Source organism: Actinokineospora xionganensis, from assembly GCF_014323725.1.
GTDB lineage: Bacteria > Actinomycetota > Actinomycetes > Mycobacteriales > Pseudonocardiaceae > Actinokineospora > Actinokineospora xionganensis.
This window is the reverse complement of the sequence record NZ_JABVED010000005.1, coordinates 201,191-221,762: the sequence shown is the minus strand read 5'-3', so window position 1 is coordinate 221,762 and position 20,572 is coordinate 201,191. Positions and strand designations below refer to the sequence as shown.

The window sequence follows — 20,572 nt, the reverse complement described above, 5'->3', positions numbered from 1 at the left end:
TGCGGTCACACAGCGTTTATCGAACGGTGAGCGGAAGCGCTGTCGGGTGGACCGGCGCGGGCAAATCGGACGCGCCGGTGAGATAGGTATCGACTGAGTGGGCCACCGAGCGGCCCTCCGCGATCGCCCACACCACCAGCGACGCGCCGCGGTGGGCGTCGCCGCACACGAACACGCCCGGTGCGGTCTGCCAGTCCTGCCCGCACGACAGCGTTCCGCGCGGAGTCAGCGACAAGCCGAGGCCGTCGAGCAGGGGCATGTGCTCCACCCCCTCGAAGCCGATGGCCAGCAGGACCAGGTCGGCGGGCAGCACATGGACGTCCTCGGTGACCGGCACGACCTGCCGGATGCCATCGATCCGCCGGACCTCGACCTCGCGCAGCTGCACGGAGGTCAGATTGCCGTCGGAGTCGCCGACGAACCGCTCGACAGCGACGGCGAAGCGACGCGTGCCGCTCTCCTCGTGCGCCGGGTAGGTCCGCAGGATCCACGGCCACACCGGCCACGGCGAGACCTCGTCGTCGCGGATCTCAGGCGGGCGCGGGTACTGGTCCAACTGGGTGACCGACGCCGCGCCCTGCCGGGTGGCGGTGCCATAGCAGTCCGCGCCGGTGTCGCCGCCGCCGATGATCACCACGTGCTTGCCGCGGGCGTCGATCGGCGTCGGGCCGTCGCCCTCGACCTCCTTGTTTGCGGGTACCAAGTGGTCCATCGCCAGGTGCACGCCGCGCAGGTCGCGCCCCGGGGTCTCCGGCGCGTCGCGCCCGCGCAGCGCGCCGACTGCCAGCACGACCGCCGCGTGCCGCTCACGGAGCTGCTCGACGGTCAGGTCGACACCCACCTCGCAGCCGGTGACGAACCTCGTCCCCTCGGCACGCAGTTGGGCGAGCCTGCGGTCCAGGACGCGCTTCTCCATCTTGAACTCGGGGATGCCGTAGCGCAGCAGCCCGCCGAGGCGGTCGTCCCGCTCGTACACCGTGACGTCATGCCCAGCCCGGGTCAGCTGCTGGGCGGCGGCCAGACCGGCGGGCCCGGAGCCCACGACGGCGACCGACTGGCCGGAGGACACAGTGGACACCTGAGGCTTGACGTCGCCGCGTTCCCAGGCGACATCGGCGATGGTGTTCTCCACCCGCTTGATCGTCACCGCTCCCCCGGCGTCCGGGGTGATGGCCAGCACGCACGCCGACTCGCACGGCGCCGGGCACAGGCGGCCGGTGAACTCAGGGAAGTTGTTGGTGGCGTGCAGCCGCTCGCCCGCGAGCGCCCAGTCGCCCTGGCGGACAAGGTCGTTCCACTCAGGGATGAGGTTCCCGAGTGGACAGCCCGCGCTCACCGAGTGGCAGAACGGGATGCCGCAGTCCATGCACCGGCTCGACTGCCCACGGACCTGCTTGTCGCGCTCGGCCGGGTCCAGCTCGGCGTAGACCTCGCGCCAGTCGCCGAGCCGGTCGGCCACCGGCCGCTTCGGCGCGTCTTTGCGCGGCTGCTTGAGGAAACCGTTCGGATCAGCCACGGGACGCCTCCATCACGGCTTCGTCGACATCGCGGCCCTCGACCCGGGCGATCCGCATCGCCTCCAGCACGCGCTGGTAGTCGCGGGGCATGACCTTGGCGAACGCGGCGGCCCGGCGGGTCCAGTCGCCCAGCAGCGACGCGGCGACGGCCGACCCGGTGGCCTTGTGGTGTTTGCCCACGATCTCCCGTAGCCAGCGCAGGTCGTCGAAGCCGGGTCGCTGGATCTCGACCATCGCCGGGTTGACCTTCGCCGGATCGAGGGCCAGCACGTAGCCGATGCCGCCGGACATACCCGCCGCGAGGTTGCGTCCGGTCTTGCCGAGCACCACCGCCCGACCGCCGGTCATGTATTCGAAGGCGTGGTCGCCCACGCCCTCGGCGACGATCACCGCGCCGGAGTTGCGCACGCCGAACCGCTCCCCCACGCACCCGCGCAGGAAGATCTCCCCGCTGGTGGCGCCATAGGCGATCACGTTGCCCGCGATCACCTGACGCTCGGCGGCGAACGGCGCCTCCGGGTGTGGACGCACGATGATCCGACCGCCGGAGAGTCCCTTGCCGACGTAGTCGTTGGCGTCGCCGACCAGGTCCAGGGTGATTCCCTTGGGCAGGAAGGCGCCCAGGGACTGGCCAGCGGAGCCGGTCAGTGTCACGTGGACGGTGTCCTCGGGCAGCGTATCGCCGTAGCGGCGGGTGACCTCCGCGCCGAGCAGAGTGCCGACCGTGCGGTTGACGTTGCGCACCGGCAGGTCCAGCCGCACCGGGAGAGCGTCCTCCAGTGCGGGCTCGGCCAGCCGCATGATCGTCCGGTCGAGCGCCTCTGCCAAGCCGTGGTCCTGCGCGCGGACCCGCCTGCGCGCGCCTGCCACGGGCGCCACCTCGAAGACCGGGGCGAGGTTCATGCCCTCGGTCTTCCAGTGCGACACCGCTTCGTCGACGTCGAGCAGTTCGGCGTGGCCGACGGCGTCGTCGATCGTGCGGAAGCCCAGCGCGGCGAGGTGCTCGCGGACTTCCTCGGCGACGAACCGGAAGTAGTTGACGACGTGCTCGGCCTGGCCGGTGTAGCGCTTGCGCAGCACCGGGTTCTGGGTGGCGACGCCGACCGGGCAGGTGTCGAGATGGCAGACCCGCATCATCACGCAGCCCGCGACGATCAGCGGCGCGGTGGCGAAACCGAACTCCTCGGCGCCCAGCAGCGCGGCCACGATCACGTCCCGGCCGTTTTTGAGCGCGCCGTCGACCTGCACGGTGATCCGGTCGCGCAGACCGTTGAGCATCAGCGTCTGCTGGGTCTCGGCGAGGCCGATCTCCCACGGCGTGCCCGCGTGCTTGAGCGAGTTGAGCGGCGACGCGCCGGTTCCGCCGTCGTGCCCGGAGATCAGCACGACATCGGCGTGCGCCTTGGAGACGCCCGCCGCGACCGTGCCGACCCCGGCCTCGCTGACCAACTTCACGTGGACGCGGGCGTTCTCGTTGGCGTTCTTCAGGTCGTGGATGAGCTGGGCGAGGTCCTCGATCGAGTAGATGTCGTGGTGCGGTGGCGGCGAGATCAGCCCGACCCCCGCGGTGGAGTGCCGGGTCCGCGCGATCCACGGGTAGACCTTGTTCGGCGGGAGCTGACCGCCCTCACCGGGTTTCGCGCCCTGGGCCATCTTGATCTGGATGTCGTCGGCGTGCACGAGGTACTCGCTGGTGACGCCGAACCGTCCACTCGCGACCTGCTTGATCGCCGAGCGCCTGCGCGGATCGTGCAGTCGGTCGGGGTCCTCGCCGCCCTCGCCGGTATTGGACCGGCCGCCGATGCTGTTCATCGCGATGGCGAGCGTCTCGTGCGCCTCGGCGGAGATCGAGCCGTAGGACATGGCGCCGGTGTTGAACCGGCGCAGGATCGACTCGACCGGCTCGACCTCGTCGATCGGGATCGGCGTGCGGCCCTCGGTCTTCATGTCGAACATCCCGCGCAGCGCGCCGCCCTCGCGGTTGAGCCGGTCGACCTCGGCGGAGTACTCGCGGTAGACGTCCTCCCGGCCGGTCTTCGTCGCGTGCTGCAACAGGAACACCGTCTCCGGGGTGAACAGGTGCAGCTCGCCCTCGCGGCGGTAGGCGTACTCCCCGCCGACCTCCAGCCGCCGGTAGACGCGGTCGGTCGGGTTCTCCGGGTGGGCTCGGCGGTGCCTGCTCTGGGCCTCGCGGGCGATCACGTCGAGGCCGACGCCGCCGAGCTTCGACTGCGTGCCGGTGAAGTACTCGTCGAGCAGGTCCTGGGCCAGGCCGAACGACTCGAAGACCTGCGCGGCGGTGTAGGCGCCGACGGTCGAGATGCCCATCTTGGACATGATCTTGAGGACACCCTTGACCAGCGCCTGGACATACCGGCGGATCGCCGTGCGCGGCTCGACACCGGTGATGGCGCCGTTGGCGATCAGGTCCTCGATCGTCTCGAAGGCCAGGTACGGATTGACCGCCGCCGCGCCGTAGCCCAGCAGCAGCGCGATGTGGTGGACCTCGCGGGCGTCGCCGCTCTCCACGACCAGCGCGACGCGCAGCCGCTCCTTCGTGCGCACCAGGTGGTGGTGCACCGCGGAGACCAGCAGCAGCGACGGGATCGGGGCCATGCGATGGTCGGAGTCTCGGTCGGACAGCACCAGGATGCGCGCGCCCGCCTCGATCGCGGCCGAGGCCTCACGGCGGACGCGTTCGATCGCGGACGCGAGCGCCGCGCCGCCGCCGTCCACCTCGTACAGTCCACTCAGGACAGTACTGGCGTAGCCGGGGAGGTCGCCGTCGTCGTTGACGTGGATGAGCTTGGCCAGCTCGTCGTTGTCGATGACCGGGTAGGGAAGCTGGATGTGCCTGCACGAGGCGGGCCCGGGCTCCAGCAGGTTCTGCTCCGGGCCCATGATGCGCCGCACGGACGTGACGATCTCCTCGCGGATCGCGTCCAGCGGCGGGTTCGTCACCTGGGCGAAGTTCTGCTTGAAGTAGTCGTAGAGCAGCCGTGAGCGCTGCGACAGCGCCGCGGGCGGGGTGTCGGTGCCCATCGAGCCGATCGGCTCGGCGCCGGTGATCGCCATCGGCGTGAGGAGGATCTTCACTTCCTCCTCGGTGTAGCCGAATGTGACCTGCCGGCGCTGCACCGACTCGTGCGTCTGCACGACGTGCTCGCGGTCGGCCAGGTCGGCGATCTTGAGCAGGCCGGCGTGCAGCCACTCCTCGTACGGGAGCTGGTCGGCCAGCTCGGACTTGACCTGGTCGTCGTCGACGATCACGCCCGCCGCGGTGTCGACCAGGAACATCCGGCCGGGCTTGAGCCTGCCCTTCGCGACGACCTCGCTCGGCGGGACGTCCAGCACGCCGGTCTCGCTGGCCAGCACGATCCGGTCGTCCTTGGTCCGCCACCAGCGCGCGGGCCGCAGGCCGTTGCGGTCGAGCACGGCGCCCACGAGCGCGCCATCGGTGAACGTCACGCAGGCCGGGCCGTCCCAGGGCTCCATCAGGCTGTTGTGGAACTGGTAGAACGCGCGGCGCTTCGGGTCCATGGTGGTGTGGTTCTCCCACGCCTCCGGGATCATCATCAGCACCGCGTGCGGCAGCGAGCGCCCGCCCAGGTGGAGCAGCTCCAGCACCTCGTCGAAGGACGCCGAGTCGGAGCCGTTCGGGTCGACGATCGGGTAGAGCCTGGTCAGGTCGCCCGGAATGCGGTCCGAAGCCAGCAGGGCCTCACGGGCGCGCATGCGGTTGCGGTTGCCGCGGACGGTGTTGATCTCGCCGTTGTGCGCGACGTAGCGGAACGGGTGCGCCAGCGGCCAGGACGGGAAGGTGTTGGTCGAGAACCGGCTGTGGACCAGGGCGATCGCGCTGGTCAGCCGCTCGTCGCGCAGGTCGGCGAAGAACGCGGGCACCTGGGCGGTGGTCAGCATTCCCTTGTAGACCAGGGTGCGCGAGGACAGCGATGGGAAGTAGATCTCGCTGCCCGCGTGCTCGACCCGCTTGCGCAGGCAGAACGCGAGACGGTCCAGCTCGATCCCGGCTGGGGAGGCCCCGGGGTCAGCAGACTCGGCGACCAGGAACGGCATGGCGAAATGCGGCATGACCGACAGTGCGGTCGGGCCGAGTCCGGCGCCGACCGGGTCGACCGGGACGTCACGCCAGCCCAGCACGCGCAGCCCCTCTTCCACGGCGATGCGCTCGATCAGCTCGACGGCCTTGGCCCGGTCATCGGCGTCGGCGGGCAGGAAGGCCAGGCCGGTGGCGTAGCGGTGGTGGCCGTGCTCATCGGACTCCGGCAGCTCGACGCCTGCTTCGGCGCGCAGCAACTCGTCCGGCAGCTGCACGAGGATGCCCGCGCCGTCGCCACTGGTCGGCTCCGCGCCCGCGGCGCCCCGGTGTTCGAGGTTGGCCAGGGCGGTCAGGGCGTCGGTGACGATGGCGTGCGAGCGGCGGCCGTGGATGTCGGCCACCATCGCCACGCCACAGGCGTCGCGCTCCGCTGCCGGGTCATAGAGGCCCATGGGCGACGGGAGTGCGGAAAAGATCATGCTGCGCCGGCCTTCCACTGTCTTGATCTCGCGCTCAGGAGCGGTCTTGCTTCGTCGATGGTGACTGAACGAAGCCACTCTGGCGCGGGACGGCAGCGGCCCGCGGGTCACCCGAGTTTAACAGTCCTGAAACGAGTCAGCCTGGGCGCGCGGGGTAGGGCGGGCAGGCGGCTGCTAGCGTCAGCGGGCCGGGCGGTTACGCCGTTCGGCGGCGTGCGCGGAAAGCGAAGTCCGGTGCGAATCCGGCGCTGTCCCGCAACTGTGGTGGCTCCTCGCGGAGCCGAGCCAGGTCGCCTGCCGACGCACGCCGACGCCTTCCGCCTCCGGCGCAGGGGTGCGGCGTCGCGACCGCGTCGAGCGGGGGCGGCCCGTGCCCGGCCCGGTCCCATGACTCGAGGTTCGCATGATCCCGCAGACCCCCAGACGCGCGCGACGTCTGGCACTCGTCCTTGTCGGCGCGCTCGCCATCGCCGGGTGCGCCACCCGCGCCGAGGAGCCCGCCCCGGCGGCCCCGGCCGACGCCTTCCCCCTGACCCTGACCGCGCCCGACGGCAAGCCGCTGACCTTGGCGGCCAAGCCCGAGCGCATCGTGTCGCTCTCGGCCAGCGCGACCGAGAACCTGTTCGCGGTCGGCGCGGGCAAGCAGGTCGTCGCTGTCGACAACCAGTCGACCTTCCCGGCCGACGCGCCCAAGACGACGCTGTCGGGTCTCACGCCGAACGTCGAGGCCATCGCCGGGCACACGCCCAACCTGGTGATCGCCTCCGGCGACGCGGGCGACCTGGTCGCGGGCCTGGGCAAACTGGGCATCCCGGTGCTGATCCTGCCCGCCGCGAAGAATCTCGACGACGTCTACGCACAGCTCGACCTGGTCGGCAAGGCCACCGGGCACGCGGCTGAGGGCGCGGATGTGGCGCGGCGGACAAAGGAGGACATCGAGAAGATCGTCCGCGACACGCCCAAGCCCGGCAAGCCGCTGAGCTACTACCACGAGTTGGACACCGACCTGTACTCCGTGACGTCGAAGACGTTCATCGGGCAGGTCTACGGCCTCTTCGGGCTGACGAACGTCGCCGACGCGGCCGATACCGACGCGAGCGGCTACCCGAAGCTCTCGGCCGAGTACCTGATCAAGGCGAATCCGTCGCTGATCTTCCTCGGCGACACCAAGTGCTGTGGGCAGACCGCGCAGACCGTGGCGCTGCGACCGGGCTGGAACACGATCGACGCCGTCACCGGCAACCGGGTGGTGGCGCTGGATGACGACATCGCCTCGCGCTGGGGTCCGCGGGTCGTCGACCTGGTCCGCGCGGTGGCGGACGCGGTGGCCGCGGCGAAGTGACACGCGCGCGACTCACCCCGGCGGTCCTGGCCACGGCACTGGTGGCCCTGGTCGCCGCCGTGTCGGTCTCGACCCTGATCGGCGCGGCCGGGCTGGGGTGGACGCGGGTGGTCGGCGAGATCGTCGCGCAGCTCACCGGCGGCGTGTCGCCGCTGAGCGAGCGGGAGGCGGCGATCGTGTGGCAGGTCCGCTTCCCCCGGGTGGTGCTCGCCGGTCTTGTGGGCGCGGCGCTGGCCGTGTCCGGGGCCGCCTACCAGGGCGTGTTCCGCAACCCGCTGGCCGACCCATACCTGCTCGGGGCCGCGGCGGGGGCGGGGATGGCGGCGACGCTGGTCGTCGTCACCGCTCCGTCGGCGGCGGGCTGGATCATCGGGCCGCTGCCGCTGGCCGCCTTCGCCGGAGCGCTCGGCGGGGTGGGGCTGACCTGGGTGTTGGGTCGCTCCGCCGGTGGCGGGACGGCGGTGCTGCTGCTCTCGGGGATCGCGGTGGCGGCGTTCCTGACCTCGATCCAGACGTTCGCGCAGCAGCTGAACACGGACACGATCAAGCAGGTCTACACGTGGATGCTGGGCGGGCTGAACACCAGCGGGTGGCATGAGGTGCTGCTGACGCTGCCGTACATCACGGTGTCGGCCATCGTGCTGTGCCTGTGCGGGCGGCTGCTCGACGTGCTCGCGGTCGGTGATGAGGAAGCCGCCTCGCTGGGTATCCGGCCGGGGCGGGTACGGGTGCTCGTGCTGCTCGCGGCGTCGCTGGCCACGGCGGCGGCGGTCGCGGTGAGCGGGCTGATCGGGTTCGTGGGGATCGTGGTCCCGCATGTCGTGCGGCTGCTGGCCGGGTCGAGCTACCGGGTGGTGGTGCCGCTGTCGCTGATCGGAGGGGCGGTGTTCCTGATCGTCGCCGACCAGGTGGCGCGGACGGTGGTGGCGCCCGCGGAGTTGCCGATCGGTGTGATCACGGCCTTCACCGGGGCGCCGTTCTTCCTGCTTGTGCTGCGGATGAACAGGGGGCGTGTGCGATGACACTGGTGCTTCGCGATGTCTCCGCCGGATACGGCGGGCGACCCGCGGTGTCCGGGGTGTCGGTCGAGGTGCCCGCCGGGAGCTGGCTCGCCGTGATCGGACCGAACGGGGCGGGCAAGTCGACGCTGCTCAAGTCCATCGCCGGGCTGGTGCCCAGCGAGGGCACGATCACCCTGGACGGCCGGGCCACCTCGTCGATGGCCGCGCGCGACCGGGCCCGCGCGATCGGGTACGCGCCGCAGACGCCGCTGATCCCCGAGGGGCTGTCGGTCACCGACTACGTGCTGCTGGGGCGGACACCGCATCTGGCGACGCTGGCCCGTGAGGGGCCGCGCGATGTGGCTGTGGTCACCCAGGTGCTTGCTCGGCTCGACCTGACCGGGCTGGCCGGACGGCGGCTGCGGACCCTGTCCGGCGGCGAGCGGCAGCGGGCGGTGCTGGCCAGGGTGCTGGCCCAGCAGGCGGGCCTGCTGCTGCTCGACGAGCCCACCACGGGCCTCGACATCGGGCACGCGCAGTCGCTGCTGGAACTGGTCGACCGCCTGCGCGCTGAGGACGGGACCACGGTGGTCAGCACGCTGCACGACCTGACCCTCGCCGCCCAGTACGCCGACCGGCTGCTGCTGCTGGACGCGGGCGCACCAGTCGCGACAGGGACACCGCACGAGGTCCTCCGCGCGGACCTGATCGCCGAGCATTACGACGCCGCGGTCGAAGTGTTATCCACAGGCCAAGGTCATCCCGTGGTGGCGCCCGCACGTCCCGTGACACACTCGTCGCATGGGGAATAAGCGCCTGGGGGCCGCGCTCGCAGTGATCATCGGCGTCATGCTGGCCGCCGTCGGACTGTGGGCGTGGGCAGGCGGGACACCGACCCAGGCGGGCTCCGACGGCCCACTGTCATCGACGGCGTCGACGCCGACGGACCCGGTGGCGCAACGAACTGTCGGCGGCTCGGCATACCAGGGCGACGGCCCGCCGAACCACGCCGACAACCGCGGTCACCCGCAGCCCCGGGAACTGACCCCGGAGGCCCGCGCCCTGTTGGAGACGAAGGCCGTCGAGGTCCAGACAGCACTTGACCGCCTGCGTGCCCCCGAGTTACCGCGCGCGGCGGCGGTCGAGGAGACCCTGGTCTCCCTCGGCTACCCCGCCGACTCCGTCTTCGTCGAAGACGTCGCGGCGGCGTCGGACCAGCGGGCGGTCGTCTTCGGCATCTCCACCTCGGGTGGCTGCGTCAAGGGGTCGATGCTGAGGACCCAGACGCGGGTCGAGGTGGACGGGCTGATCCCCGAGTGGGGATGCCGGACCCCGAAGACCCGCTAAGCCCGCCTCCCCGGAATTCTGGGTTTGGGTCACCTATCGCGCGATGGTGCGGCTTGCTGGTAACCGGAGTCGGCCACCATCCCGGCCCCTTAGGTGGGTTGTTTCCGGCACGAACGGACACGGCTCGCCTTCCGGGCCGACCTGCCCGCACCGACGGTCACCACGACGGTTCGGCTCTCCTGGTCTCACGTTCCCGGAGCATCCATGCGTGTTCCCGACACCTGAAGCGCCGCCCCCACCCGGCGGAGCGGGTGAGGGCGGCGCTTCAGGTGTTGAAGGCGGCTTCGAGGGCTGATCAGCTGGTGGGCTTGGCCTCGTTGCCGGACTTCGCGGTCTCGGTGGACTCATCCGGTGCGTCCGGGCTGTCGGTATCCGGGTTGTCGGTATCCGGGCTGTCGGTGTCCGTGCCGTTGGTGTCCGGGGTGTCTGTGGTCTCGTCGACACGCTCGGAGTCGATGGGGTCCACGGCTTCGAGGTCGGTGTCCTCGTCGATCACGGTGACCGGCGCGCCGTCGATTGCGTCCACTGTGGACAATTCCTCGCGGGGGCCGCGCCTGCGGGCGATGATGATGTAGGCCACCGCACCGACGAACAGCACCGCCGAGGTGAAGACGTTGATCCGCAGGCCGAGCACCTGGGTGGCCGGGTCGGTCCGCATCATCTCGATGATTCCGCGGCCCACCGTGTAGCCCGCGACGTAGACGGCGAAGGCGCGGCCATGGCCGAGGCGGAACTTGCGGTCGGCCCACACGATGAGCAGCGCGACGAGCAGGTTCCAGATCAGTTCGTAGAGGAACGTCGGGTGCACCGGGCTGCCGTCGATCAGGGTGTGAGTGGCCTCGGCGACCCCGTTGAGCGGGTCCTCGACGCCGAACTCGTTTTCCCGGCGGTAGATCTCCAGACCCCAGGGCAGATCCGTCGGACCGCCGTAGAGTTCCTGGTTGAAGTAGTTGCCAATCCGGCCGATGGCCTGCGCGGTCACGATGCCGGGCGCGACGGCGTCGGCGAAGACGGGCAGTGGGACGCCCCTGCGCTTGCAGCCGATCCACGCTCCGACAGCACCAAGGGCGATGGCGCCCCAGATGCCGAGGCCACCGTCCCAGATGCGCAGGGCGTCGAGCGGGTTCTTGCCCTCGCCGAAGTAGCGGTAATAGTCGGTGGCGACGTGGTAGAGCCTGCCGCCGACCAGGCCGAACGGGACGGCCCACACCGCCACGTCGATGACGGTGCCGGGGGCGCCGCCGCGGGCGATCAGCCGCCGCTCCCCCCACCAGATCGCGATGACGATGCCCACGATGATGCACAGGGCATAAGCCCGGAGCGGAAGCGTGATGAACCCGAGGTCGAGTTTCCACACGCCACGGTCGGGGCTGGGGATGTTCGCCAGGATCAGGCTGGAAGCGCTTGTCACGGGGCACACGGTAACGGCTCGCCGTCTCCTCGGCGTGAAGAGGTGGCCTCCAGGGCGTGGGCGCGCGACAATGCGCGCACCCCAGCAGTGCCAGGAGGCGGACGATGCCCAGCGTCGAAGAGAACCTCAACCAGTGGTCGAACCATGAGTGGTCCTCGGGTGGTGACGAGTGGTCGGTCGGCTACGGCGGCACCGAGGCGATGTGGACGTGGACGATCCGTCCCCGCATCGGCCCGTTCCTGCCCGCCGGGCACATCCTTGAGATCGCCCCGGGTTTCGGGCGCGCCACCCAGTACCTGGCGCCTTCGTGCAACCGGCTGACTGTCGTCGACCTGACCCAGCGGTGCGTCGACGCCTGCAGGAAGCGCTTCGCCGACCTCGACCACATCGAGTACCACGTCAACGACGGCTTGTCCCTCGACATGGTCCAGGACGACTCGGTCGACTTCGTGTTCAGCTGGGACTCGCTGATCCACGTCGAGGAAGACGTCATCCGCGGCTACCTGGCCCAACTGGCCAAGAAGCTGGTCCCCGGCGGCACGGGCTTCCTGCACCACTCGAACATGGCCGCCTACCGCGGCGCCGACGGCGAACTCACCATCGAGAACAAGCACTGGCGCGCGACCAGCATGTCGGCGGAGAAGTTCCGCCAGTTCTGCCGCGAAGCAGGCCTGCGCTGCCTGGTCCAGGAACTGGTCCCGTGGGGCGGCGTCGACTACACCGACTGCTTCTCCGTCTTCCGCCGCGAATCCCCCGGCCTGCTGCGCCGCAAGCCCCAGGTGATCGAGAACCGCGACTTCTTCGCCAACGTGCAGAAGCGCCAGGCCACGGAGATCCGCGAGATCACCCGGGCCTACCGAGAGGCGTGATCAGACCAGTTCGATGTCGACGGGAAACGGCTCGCTGAACCGCAGCCTGCCGATCTTGCTGACCGCGATCTCGACATACTCCTTGCCATCCAGGCGATACAAGGTCGCCGCTGAGGGACGAAGAGCAGGATCGACAAGCAGGTAGTAGCGACCACCAGCCTCGGCATACAGCATCCGCTTGAGCGACTTGTCGTGTGAGCGTGACGCGGGCGAGATGATTTCGACGGCCATCAGGAGGTCGGCGCTGTCGTAATAGGTCGCCTCAAGCCCTGGGCAAGTCATGATCGCCAAGTCGGGAATCAGCATGCGATGTGGGCCGAGGACCACGTTGATTCCAGGAAAGTGCTCAAGGTGGAGCGGCAGCTCACCGTCAAGCGCGACCTGCATGCGGTGCTGTACTTTCTGGTGCCTGCCGCCCGGCGTGGGGCTCACGTGGAGCGCTCCGTCGATGAGTTCGACGCGCTGACCATGGTCTTCGGGCATGGCCAGGACTTCCGCGAGCGTCCAAGGTTGCGGATGCCGCGGTATGTGCGGTCGTTCTTCGGGCGTGACGGGCATGCCGACTGTCACCAGTGACATGCCGGACCGGAGCAACTGGCGTACATGACGCCACTTTGATCAGCACCACCGACAGAAACGGCCCTCGTCAGCGCCTTGGCCCAGCCATTCACCCGATGGGGGTCGGTGCCTTCCGGACGCCCGCCGCCAGCTCCGCGGCCAGCTCTCGGACCGAGTCGACGCCCGAGGCGGCGCGGGTGACGAAGGCGGAGCCGACGATCACCGCGTCCGCGAAGGCGGCGACCTCAGCGGCCTGCGCACCCGAGCGGACACCCAGGCCGACGGCGACCGGCAGCGTGGTGTGCGCGCGGGTGCGGGCGACCAGGCCCGCCGCGGCCGAGCCGACCGCGTCGCGGGCACCGGTGACGCCCATGACGGCGGTGGCGTAGACGAAGCCGGACGACGCCTTCACCGTGCTCGCGATCCGCTCGTCCGACGACGACGGCGCGACCAGGAAGATCCGGTCCAGGCCGTGTTCGGTGGACGCGGTCATCCACTCGGCGGCCTCGTCCGGGATCAGGTCCGGGGTGATGATGCCCAGGCCACCGGCCGCGGCGAGGTCACGGGAGAACGCATCGACCCCGTAGCGGTGCACCGGGTTCCAGTACGTCATCACGACGGCCTTACCGCCGTGCGCCGACACCGCCTCCACCACGCGGAACACGTCACGCAGGCGGAAGCCGTTGCCCAGGGCCTCCACGGCGGCGGCCTGGATGACCGGGCCGTCCATCACCGGGTCGGAATATGGGACGCCGACCTCGACCAGGTCGCAGCCCGCGTCGATCATGCCCTTGAGCAGCTCGATCGAGGCATCGACGGTCGGGTAGCCCGCGGGCAGGTAACCCACCAGGGCGGCCCGCCCCTCGGCCCGGGTGCCCTCGAAAAGCGTGGCCAGCCCCATCAGGACTCCTCGTAGAAGCCGAAGTACTTCGCGGCGGTGTCCATGTCCTTGTCGCCCCGACCCGACAGGTTGACCAGGATCAGGCCCTCAGGACCGAGTTCCTGCCCAAGCTTGAGCGCACCGGCCAGCGCGTGCGCCGACTCGATCGCCGGGATGATGCCCTCGGTGCGCGAGAGCAGCTTGAACGCGGCCATGGCCTCGTCGTCGGTGACCGAGCGGTACTCGGCGCGGGCGGTGTCCTTGAGCCACGCGTGCTCGGGGCCGACGCCCGGGTAGTCCAGGCCCGCCGAGATCGAGTACGCCTCGACCGTCTGGCCGTCCTCGTCCTGCAGCAGGTACGACAGCGCGCCGTGGAGCATGCCGGGGCTGCCCTCGGACAGCGTCGCGCCGTGCTCACCGGACTCGATGCCGTGTCCGCCGGGCTCGATGCCGACCAGCCGCACGTCCGCGTCGTCGATGAAGCCGTGGAAGATGCCGATCGCGTTGGAGCCGCCGCCGACGCACGCGGTCACCACGTCGGGCAGCCTGCCCGCAAGATCCAGGATCTGGGCGCGGGCCTCGATGCCGATGACCTTGTGGAAGTTGCGCACCATCAGCGGGAACGGGTGGCCACCGGCCGCCGTGCCCAGCAGGTAGTGCGTGGTGTCCACATTGGTCACCCAGTCGCGCAGCGCCTCGTTGATGGCGTCCTTGAGGGTGCGCGAGCCGGACTTGACCGGGATGACCTCGGCGCCGAGCAGCTTCATCCGGGCGACGTTGAGCGCCTGGCGTTCGGTGTCGACCTCGCCCATGTAGACGACGCAGTCGAGGCCCATCAGCGCGCACGCGGTGGCCGTGGCCACGCCGTGCTGGCCGGCGCCGGTCTCGGCGATGACCCGCTTCTTGCCCATGCGCTTGGTCAGCAACGCCTGACCCAGCACGTTATTGATCTTGTGCGAGCCGGTGTGGTTCAGGTCTTCGCGCTTGAGGAACACCCGGGCGCCGCCCGCGTGCTCGGCGAAGCGGGGAGCCTCGGTCAGCAGCGACGGCCTGCCCGCGTAGTCCCGCAGCAGCCGGGCGAACTCGCCGGTGAACTCCGGGTCGAGCCGCGCCTTGTCGTACTCCGCGGTCAGCTCGTCGAGTGCCCCGATCAGCGCCTCCGGCATGAACCGGCCGCCGTACGGACCGAAGTGGCCCCGCTCGTCGGGATCGTGCGGGCTCGGCGCCTCGGCTTGGTGCGCCGTGCTGTTCGGACTCATCGACTCGGCCTCGGGCAAGCGGGGTGCGAACCGGCCGTGACCAGCTGAATCAGCGCGGCCCGCGGGTCGTCGGAGGCGACGAGGCCCTCACCGACCAGCACCGCGTCGGCGCCTGCTCCGGCGTAGGTCATCAGGTCGCTCGGGCCGCGGACACCGGACTCGGCGATCTTGACGATGCCCGAGGGCAGCCCCGGCGCGAGCCTGCCGAAGACATCGCGGTCGACTTCGAGGGTGTGCAGGTCACGGGCGTTGACGCCGATCACCTGGGCGCCCGCTTCCAGCGCGCGGTCGGCCTCTTCGGCGGTGTGCACCTCGACGAGCGCGGTCATGCCGAGCGACTCGACCCGGTCGAGCAGCGACGCCAGCGCGTTCTGCTCGAGCGCCGCGACGATCAGCAGCACCAGGTCGGCGCCGTGCGCGCGGGCCTCGTGCACCTGGTACGGGCTGACGATGAAGTCCTTGCGCAGCAACGGAATGTCCACGACGGCGCGGACGGCGTCAAGGTCGGCGAGCGAGCCGCCGAAGCGCCGCTGCTCGGTGAGCACACTGATGACCCGTGCGCCCGCCTCGGCGTAGTCCTTGGCCAGTGCGGCCGGGTCGGCGATGGCCGCCAGATCACCCTTGGAGGGGCTGCGCCGCTTGACTTCGGCGATCACGCCGACATCCGAGCCGCGCAACGCGCTCATCGCGTCCCTGGGCGCGGGCGCCTTGGCCGCCAGTTCCTTGATGGCGTCGAACGGAATCGCCGCCTCGCGAACGGCAAGGTCCTCCCGGACACCGTCGACAATCGATTCCAGGATGCTCACTGGCCACCCTCGATCGATGTTCGGCTCGTGTAGTGCCTCACAAGCATTGCCCCTTCCGCCTAAATGATGCTAACTCCGAGCCTTCCGACGGTCTGGCACCGGGTCCGCGCTTCAGCTCTCCCGCGCGGTGGGATCGTCCCCCTCCGACAGTGCCCGCCAGAGATCCGGTTCGGACTCGGTAGACTCGTTGGCCGCCTTCGGAGTCCGGTACTTGGAGCCGAGCCGGGGCATGCGGTGCCCGCGGACGACCAGCAGCGTTCCGGCGGCCACCATGAGCGCCCCTCCGGTCACCCCGAGTGCGTGCCCCCACAGCAGCGGCCGTTCGGCCAGCGCGATCAGCGGCGGAACCAGGCCCAGGGCCGCGACCAACCCGCCCACCACCCGACGGGCGAGGCCGCCCAGCGCGATGACCGCGGCGATGGCGGCGAGCGCGAACAGCGCCAGTGGCACCAGGGCGGGCAGCATGTCGGCGCCGACCACCGGCACCGACTCGTAGGCGTCGATGTCGAACGACGGCGACTGCGAGCGGTAGTCCTCGCCCCAGCTCAGCCGCGACGACCCCCACAGCGCCGAAGCCGACAGCGCCAGCAGCAGGCACACTATCCACAGTGGACGCTTAGCGTTCATGGCCGCGCACAAGGGAAAGCTCAGCCACCGGTGGCCTCACGCATGGTCTCCGCGGTGGCGATGGCGGCCAGGACCGCGCCCGCCTTGTTGACACACTCGGTGTCCTCGGCCGCGGGGTTCGAGTCGGCGACGACGCCCGCGCCCGCCTGCACGTACGCGACGCCGTCGCGGATGAGCGCGGTGCGGATGGCGATGGCGGTGTCGCCGTCGCCCGCGAAGTCGAGATAGCCCACGACACCGCCGTAGAGGCCGCGTCGGGTGGGCTCCAACTCCTCGATCAGCTCCATCGCCCGCGGCTTGGGCGCGCCGGACAGCGTGCCCGCCGGGAAGCAGGCCGCGACCGCGTCGAACGCGGTCTTGCCCTCGGCCAGCTCACCGGTGACCGTGGAGACGATGTGCATGACGTGGCTGTAACGCTCGACCCGGAAGAAGTCGACGACGTGCACCGTGCCGGGCTTGCAGACCCGACCCAGGTCGTTGCGGCCGAGGTCGACGAGCATGACGTGCTCGGCGCGCTCCTTCTCGTCGGCCAGCAGGTCCTTCTCCAGGATCTGGTCTTCCTCGGGGTCGACCCCGCGCCAGCGCGTGCCCGCGATGGGGTGCGTGGTGGCGCGGCCGTCCCGGACGGTGACCAGGGCCTCGGGGCTGGAGCCGACGATGCTGAACCCGTCGAGCTTCAGCAGGTACATGTACGGGCTCGGGTTGGTCGTGCGCAGCACCCGGTAGACGTCGAGCGGGTCGGCCTGGGTGCGCATCTCGAAGCGCTGCGACACGACGACCTGGAACGCCTCGCCTGCCCGGATGGCTTCCTTGGCGGTCTCGACGGCGGCCTGGTACTCGGCGGGCTCGCGCCTGCGCACGTAGTCCGGCTTCGGCCGGTCGAAGACCGCGGCGGTGGGCGCGGCGGGCGTCTGCAGGTCGTGGGTCATCGCGTTGAGCCGGGCGACCGCGTCGTCGTAGGCCGCGTCGACCCGCTCGGGCGAGTTGTCCCAGTTCACGGCGTTGGCGATGAGGGTGATCGTGCCCTCGTGGTGGTCGAGCGCGGCCAGGTCGGTGGCCAGCAGCATGACCAGCTCGGGCAGCTTCAGGTCGTCCTCGGCCAGCTCGGGGAGCCGCTCCAGCCTGCGGACGGCGTCGTAGCCGACGTAGCCGACCATCCCGCCGGTCAGCGGCGGCAGCCCGGGCAGCGGGTCGGTGTGCAGCGCCTTGACCGTCTCGTTGAGCGCCTCCAGCGGGTCGCCGCCGGTCGGCAAGCCCACGGGCGGGGTGCCGAGCCAGTGCGCCTCCCCGCCGGTCGCGGTGAGCGCCGCTGGGCTGCGCACGCCGACGAACGACCAGCGCGACCAGGAGCGGCCGTTCTCGGCGGACTCGAAGAGGAAGGTGCCCGAGCGGTCGCCCGCGAGCTTGCGATAGACCCCGACGGGTGTCTCGGCGTCGGCGAGGACGCGGCGCACGACCGGGATGACGCGCCGGTCCGCCGCGAGGGCGTGGAACTCCTCGCGGGTGGGGCTGATCTCACCCATCCCGATGGTCGAGGGGACCCGGGACGCGATGCCGATGGCGCTGACCATGGCGACATTCTGCCGGGTGCCGCGCGGGCGCGTGGGGGGTGGGCTAATTCAACATATGTTGAACTATTATCGCGTCTGCCTCATCATGGTCCTATGGCGGACGAAGTTCAGCAGACCCCGAAGCGCGGGCGTCGACCCGGTGGCACCGACACGCGCGCGGCACTGCTCGCCGCCGCCCGCGAGGTGTTCAGCGAACAGGGGTACGACGGGGCCACCGTCCGGACGATCGCGGCGCGCGCCGGGGTGGACGCCGCGATGGTCAACCACTGGTTCGGCGGCAAGGAGGCGCTGTTCGGGGAGGCGGTGCTGCAGCTCCCGTTCAACCCGAAGGAGATCATCGCCCACCTGCTCGAAGGCGGGATCGACGATCTGGGCACCCGGATCGTCCGCGCGTTCCTCACCACCTGGGACGCCCAGGGAGGCGGGGTGTTCGCCGCGCTGATCCGCAGCGTCGCCGCGCATGAGCAGGTGGCCGACGTGCTGCGTGAGTTCTTCCTCAAGAACGTGTTCGCGCAACTCGCGGGGAAGGTGGCGGACGACCGGCCGGATCTGCGGGCCAACCTGGTGGCCTCGCAGATGATCGGCCTCGGCGTGGTGCGCTACGTCGCCAAGTTCGACCCGCTGGCCGAGAGCGACGTGGAGGCGCTGGTTAGAGCGATCGGTCCGAACGTCCAGCGCTACCTGACTGGCCCCCTCGACTGACCTTACGGCTTCAGGAGTTGCCGGGCGTCAAAACAAGTGCGGTCGCCGGTGTGGCAGGCGGCGCCTTCCTGGTCGACGGTCAGCAGAACCGTGTCGCCGTCGCAGTCCAGGCGGACGTCGTGGACCTGCTGGGTGTGGCCTGAGGTCTCGCCCTTGACCCACAGCTTGCCGCGGCTGCGGGAGAAGTACGTCGCCCGGCGGGTGGTCAGGGTCAGGTGGAGCGCCTCGTCGTTCATCCAGGCGACCATGAGCACCTCGCCGGTGCCCCGCTGCTGGGCGACGGCGCACACAAGGCCCTCGGCGTTGCGCTTGAGGAGGCCGGCGATCTCCGGGTCCAGCTCAGTCATTCGGCACTCCAGTGAAATGGGCCCGCGCGGGGCCGGTCAGCAACAAGATCACCACGTACACGTGCGCCGCGGCCAGCAGGCCCGACGACACCCGGACCCACCACGGCAGCGCGCCGAGGGCGATCACGGTGTGCGCCAAGGCGAGCAGCCCGACCGCCACGACGGCGATCAGGCGGGCCGCTCGGAGCCGGGTCCACATCGCCGCGAGGGCGACGGCCGCGATCACCGCCAGCACCAACGGGAACCGCAGCACACCAGGATCTTCGCGCAGCAGGGCGTGCCCGAGGAAAACCACCGCGGCGGCGAGGACGATCGCCGCCGACAGCCGGACTTCCAGCGGTCTCACCGCACCTCGACCCCGGCCGCCCGCAGGGTGTCCTTGACCTCGCCGATGCGCAGCTGTCCGAAGTGGAACACGCTGGCGGCGAGGACCGCGTCGGCGCCGTGGGCGACGGCGGGTGGGAAGTGCTCCAGCGCGCCCGCTCCCCCGCTGGCGATCAGCGGCACGTCGACGACGGCGCGGACGAGGTCGATCAGGTCGAGGTCGAAGCCGGCCTTGGTGCCGTCGGCGTCCATCGAGTTGAGCAGGATCTCGCCGACGCCCAACTCCTGGCCGCGGGCGGCCCACTCGACGGCGTCGATGCCGGTGCCGCGCCTGCCGCCGTGGGTGGTGACCTCGAAGCCGGACGGCGTAGGCGCGGACCCCTCGGGCACGCGGCGGGCGTCGACCGACAGCACGATGCACTGGGCGCCGTAGCGGTGGGAGGCCTCGCGGAGGAACTCGGGACGGGCGATGGCGGCGGTGTTGATGCTGACCTTGTCGGCGCCCGCGCGCAGGAGCTTGTCGACGTCGCCGACCTCGCGGACGCCGCCGCCCACGGTGAGCGGGATGAAGACCTGCTCCGCGGTGCGGCGGACGACGTCGAAGGTGGTCTCGCGGTCCGAAGAGGACGCGGTGACGTCGAGGAAGGTCAGTTCGTCGGCGCCTTCGGCGTCGTAGGCGGCGGCCAGCGCCACCGGGTCGCCCGCGTCGACCAGGTCGGCGAAGTTGACCCCCTTCACCACCCGACCCGCGTCGACATCGAGACAAGGGATCACGCGCACCGCTACAGACATGCCTTCGAGCCTACGTGGCGACGATACTGGGCAGCGAACGACCATGAAGGGGAGGCGATGGCAGGCCGCAGACCGGGACAGACCCAGACACGCGAGCACATCCTGTCCGCCGCGCGCACCCAGTTCGGCGCGCTCGGCTACGGCGGCGCGACCATCCGCGGGATCGCGGCGGAGGCCGAGGTCAACCCGGCGCTCATCCACCACTTCTTCGGCACGAAGGAGCAGGTCTTCGTCGAGGCGCTGAGCCTGCCGGTCAACCCGACGGTGATGGCCGAGGTCGTGCTGAGCGGCCCCCGCGACCACGCGGGCGAACGGCTCGTGCGGCTGATGCTCGGCCTGTGGTCGGCGCCGGAGCCCGGCAAATCCTTTCTGGCCCTGCTGCGTTCGGTGTCGACCAACGAACAGGCCGCCAAGATGCTCCGCGAATTCCTGGAACGCGCGGTGCTGACGAAGGTCGCCGACGCGCTGGGTGTCCCCCGCCTGCGGATGACGGCGATGGCCGCACAGCTGGTGGGCCTGGCGATGGTCCGGTACGTCGTCCGGGTGGAGCCGATGGCCTCGGCGACGGACGACGAGGTTGTGGCCGTGGTGGCGCCGGTGATCCAGCACTACCTGGACGGCTGATCGGGCCGGTGTGGCGGCCTCGACTCCCACCGGGCGAAACCTCTTCTGGCGTGAGC

19 protein-coding genes and 1 riboswitch are annotated in these 20,572 nt (G+C 70.5%); of the genes, 7 read left to right on the top strand and 12 right to left on the bottom strand.

The window, feature by feature from the left end:
• Window positions 1–16: 16 nt before the first annotated feature.
• Both GPZ80_RS11450 and gltB read right to left on the bottom strand, forming a co-directional pair.
• Entirely contained in the window at window positions 17–1,516 is a 1,500-nt protein-coding gene (locus GPZ80_RS11450; protein ID WP_187220292.1) for a glutamate synthase subunit beta, read from the bottom strand.
• The gene (gene gltB, locus GPZ80_RS11445; protein ID WP_187220291.1) at window positions 1,509–6,056 is read right to left on the bottom strand and encodes a glutamate synthase large subunit; all 4,548 of its coding nucleotides are present in this window, start codon (window positions 6,054–6,056) and stop codon (window positions 1,509–1,511) included. The genes GPZ80_RS11450 and gltB overlap by 8 nt, the downstream gene beginning before the upstream one ends.
• 192 nt (window positions 6,057–6,248) lie before the next feature.
• A riboswitch (cobalamin riboswitch) is annotated at window positions 6,249–6,372 on the top strand.
• A gap of 87 nt (window positions 6,373–6,459) precedes the next feature.
• Between gltB and GPZ80_RS11440 the strand changes: the two genes are divergently transcribed.
• Genes GPZ80_RS11440 through GPZ80_RS11425 form a run of 4 tightly spaced genes read left to right on the top strand, consistent with a single transcriptional unit; the run spans window position 6,460 to window position 9,746 of the window.
• The gene (locus GPZ80_RS11440; RefSeq protein WP_187220290.1) at window positions 6,460–7,398 is read left to right on the top strand and encodes an ABC transporter substrate-binding protein; all 939 of its coding nucleotides are present in this window, start codon (window positions 6,460–6,462) and stop codon (window positions 7,396–7,398) included.
• Window positions 7,395–8,420, top strand: coding sequence for a FecCD family ABC transporter permease (locus GPZ80_RS11435; protein WP_376771671.1), 1,026 nt, complete (start codon window positions 7,395–7,397; stop codon window positions 8,418–8,420). Before GPZ80_RS11440 ends, GPZ80_RS11435 begins: the two co-directional genes overlap by 4 nt.
• On the top strand, window positions 8,417–9,211 hold the full coding sequence (locus GPZ80_RS11430; protein WP_187220289.1) for an ABC transporter ATP-binding protein: 795 nt from the start codon (window positions 8,417–8,419) through the stop codon (window positions 9,209–9,211). Before GPZ80_RS11435 ends, GPZ80_RS11430 begins: the two co-directional genes overlap by 4 nt.
• Entirely contained in the window at window positions 9,201–9,746 is a 546-nt protein-coding gene (locus GPZ80_RS11425) for a hypothetical protein (protein ID WP_187220288.1), read from the top strand. The genes GPZ80_RS11430 and GPZ80_RS11425 overlap by 11 nt, the downstream gene beginning before the upstream one ends.
• 295 nt (window positions 9,747–10,041) lie before the next feature.
• On the opposite strand, the gene lgt is transcribed toward GPZ80_RS11425, so the two are convergent.
• Window positions 10,042–11,157 carry a prolipoprotein diacylglyceryl transferase gene (lgt, locus tag GPZ80_RS11420; RefSeq protein WP_187220287.1) on the bottom strand — a complete coding sequence of 372 codons (1,116 nt, stop codon included), beginning with the start codon at window positions 11,155–11,157 and terminating at the stop codon, window positions 10,042–10,044.
• A 104-nt stretch (window positions 11,158–11,261) separates the two neighbouring features.
• On the opposite strand from lgt, the gene GPZ80_RS11415 reads away from it, so the two are divergent.
• Entirely contained in the window at window positions 11,262–12,026 is a 765-nt protein-coding gene (locus tag GPZ80_RS11415) for a class I SAM-dependent methyltransferase (protein ID WP_187220286.1), read from the top strand.
• On the opposite strand, the gene GPZ80_RS11410 is transcribed toward GPZ80_RS11415, so the two are convergent.
• The 6 genes from GPZ80_RS11410 to GPZ80_RS11385 form a co-directional block, all read right to left on the bottom strand.
• Window positions 12,027–12,584, bottom strand: coding sequence for a Uma2 family endonuclease (locus GPZ80_RS11410; protein ID WP_187220285.1), 558 nt, complete (start codon window positions 12,582–12,584; stop codon window positions 12,027–12,029).
• A 109-nt stretch (window positions 12,585–12,693) separates the two neighbouring features.
• Window positions 12,694–13,485: a tryptophan synthase subunit alpha gene (gene trpA / locus GPZ80_RS11405; RefSeq protein WP_376771670.1), complete on the bottom strand. Its 792-nt coding sequence runs from the start codon at window positions 13,483–13,485 to the stop codon at window positions 12,694–12,696.
• On the bottom strand, window positions 13,485–14,723 hold the full coding sequence (gene trpB / locus GPZ80_RS11400) for a tryptophan synthase subunit beta (protein ID WP_187220284.1): 1,239 nt from the start codon (window positions 14,721–14,723) through the stop codon (window positions 13,485–13,487). Before trpB ends, trpA begins: the two co-directional genes overlap by 1 nt.
• The gene (gene trpC / locus GPZ80_RS11395; protein WP_187220283.1) at window positions 14,720–15,529 is read right to left on the bottom strand and encodes an indole-3-glycerol phosphate synthase TrpC; all 810 of its coding nucleotides are present in this window, start codon (window positions 15,527–15,529) and stop codon (window positions 14,720–14,722) included. Before trpC ends, trpB begins: the two co-directional genes overlap by 4 nt.
• Before the next feature lie 111 nt (window positions 15,530–15,640).
• Window positions 15,641–16,129, bottom strand: a complete 489-nt coding sequence (locus GPZ80_RS11390; protein WP_187220282.1) for a Trp biosynthesis-associated membrane protein — start codon at window positions 16,127–16,129, stop codon at window positions 15,641–15,643.
• A gap of 47 nt (window positions 16,130–16,176) precedes the next feature.
• Window positions 16,177–17,727: an anthranilate synthase component I gene (locus GPZ80_RS11385; RefSeq protein ID WP_187220281.1), complete on the bottom strand. Its 1,551-nt coding sequence runs from the start codon at window positions 17,725–17,727 to the stop codon at window positions 16,177–16,179.
• Window positions 17,728–17,820: 93 nt separating this feature from the next.
• Here GPZ80_RS11385 and GPZ80_RS11380 point away from each other — a divergent pair, with 93 nt between their 5' ends.
• On the top strand, window positions 17,821–18,429 hold the full coding sequence (locus GPZ80_RS11380; protein WP_187220280.1) for a TetR/AcrR family transcriptional regulator: 609 nt from the start codon (window positions 17,821–17,823) through the stop codon (window positions 18,427–18,429).
• 2 nt (window positions 18,430–18,431) lie between these two features.
• Here GPZ80_RS11380 and hisI read toward each other — a convergent pair whose 3' ends face one another.
• From hisI to hisF, 3 genes are read right to left on the bottom strand one after another with little or no spacing between them, the layout of a single operon-like run.
• The gene (gene hisI / locus GPZ80_RS11375; RefSeq protein ID WP_187220279.1) at window positions 18,432–18,776 is read right to left on the bottom strand and encodes a phosphoribosyl-AMP cyclohydrolase; all 345 of its coding nucleotides are present in this window, start codon (window positions 18,774–18,776) and stop codon (window positions 18,432–18,434) included.
• A complete protein-coding gene (locus GPZ80_RS11370; protein WP_187220278.1) occupies window positions 18,769–19,122 on the bottom strand; it encodes a hypothetical protein in 354 nt (117 codons plus the stop codon). The genes hisI and GPZ80_RS11370 overlap by 8 nt, the downstream gene beginning before the upstream one ends.
• Window positions 19,119–19,892 (bottom strand): imidazole glycerol phosphate synthase subunit HisF, encoded by a 774-nt coding sequence (gene hisF, locus GPZ80_RS11365; RefSeq protein ID WP_091374586.1) that lies wholly within the window; start codon window positions 19,890–19,892, stop codon window positions 19,119–19,121. Before hisF ends, GPZ80_RS11370 begins: the two co-directional genes overlap by 4 nt.
• A 57-nt stretch (window positions 19,893–19,949) precedes the next feature.
• Here hisF and GPZ80_RS11360 point away from each other — a divergent pair, with 57 nt between their 5' ends.
• The gene (locus GPZ80_RS11360) at window positions 19,950–20,516 is read left to right on the top strand and encodes a TetR/AcrR family transcriptional regulator (protein ID WP_187220277.1); all 567 of its coding nucleotides are present in this window, start codon (window positions 19,950–19,952) and stop codon (window positions 20,514–20,516) included.
• Window positions 20,517–20,572 lie beyond the last annotated feature (56 nt).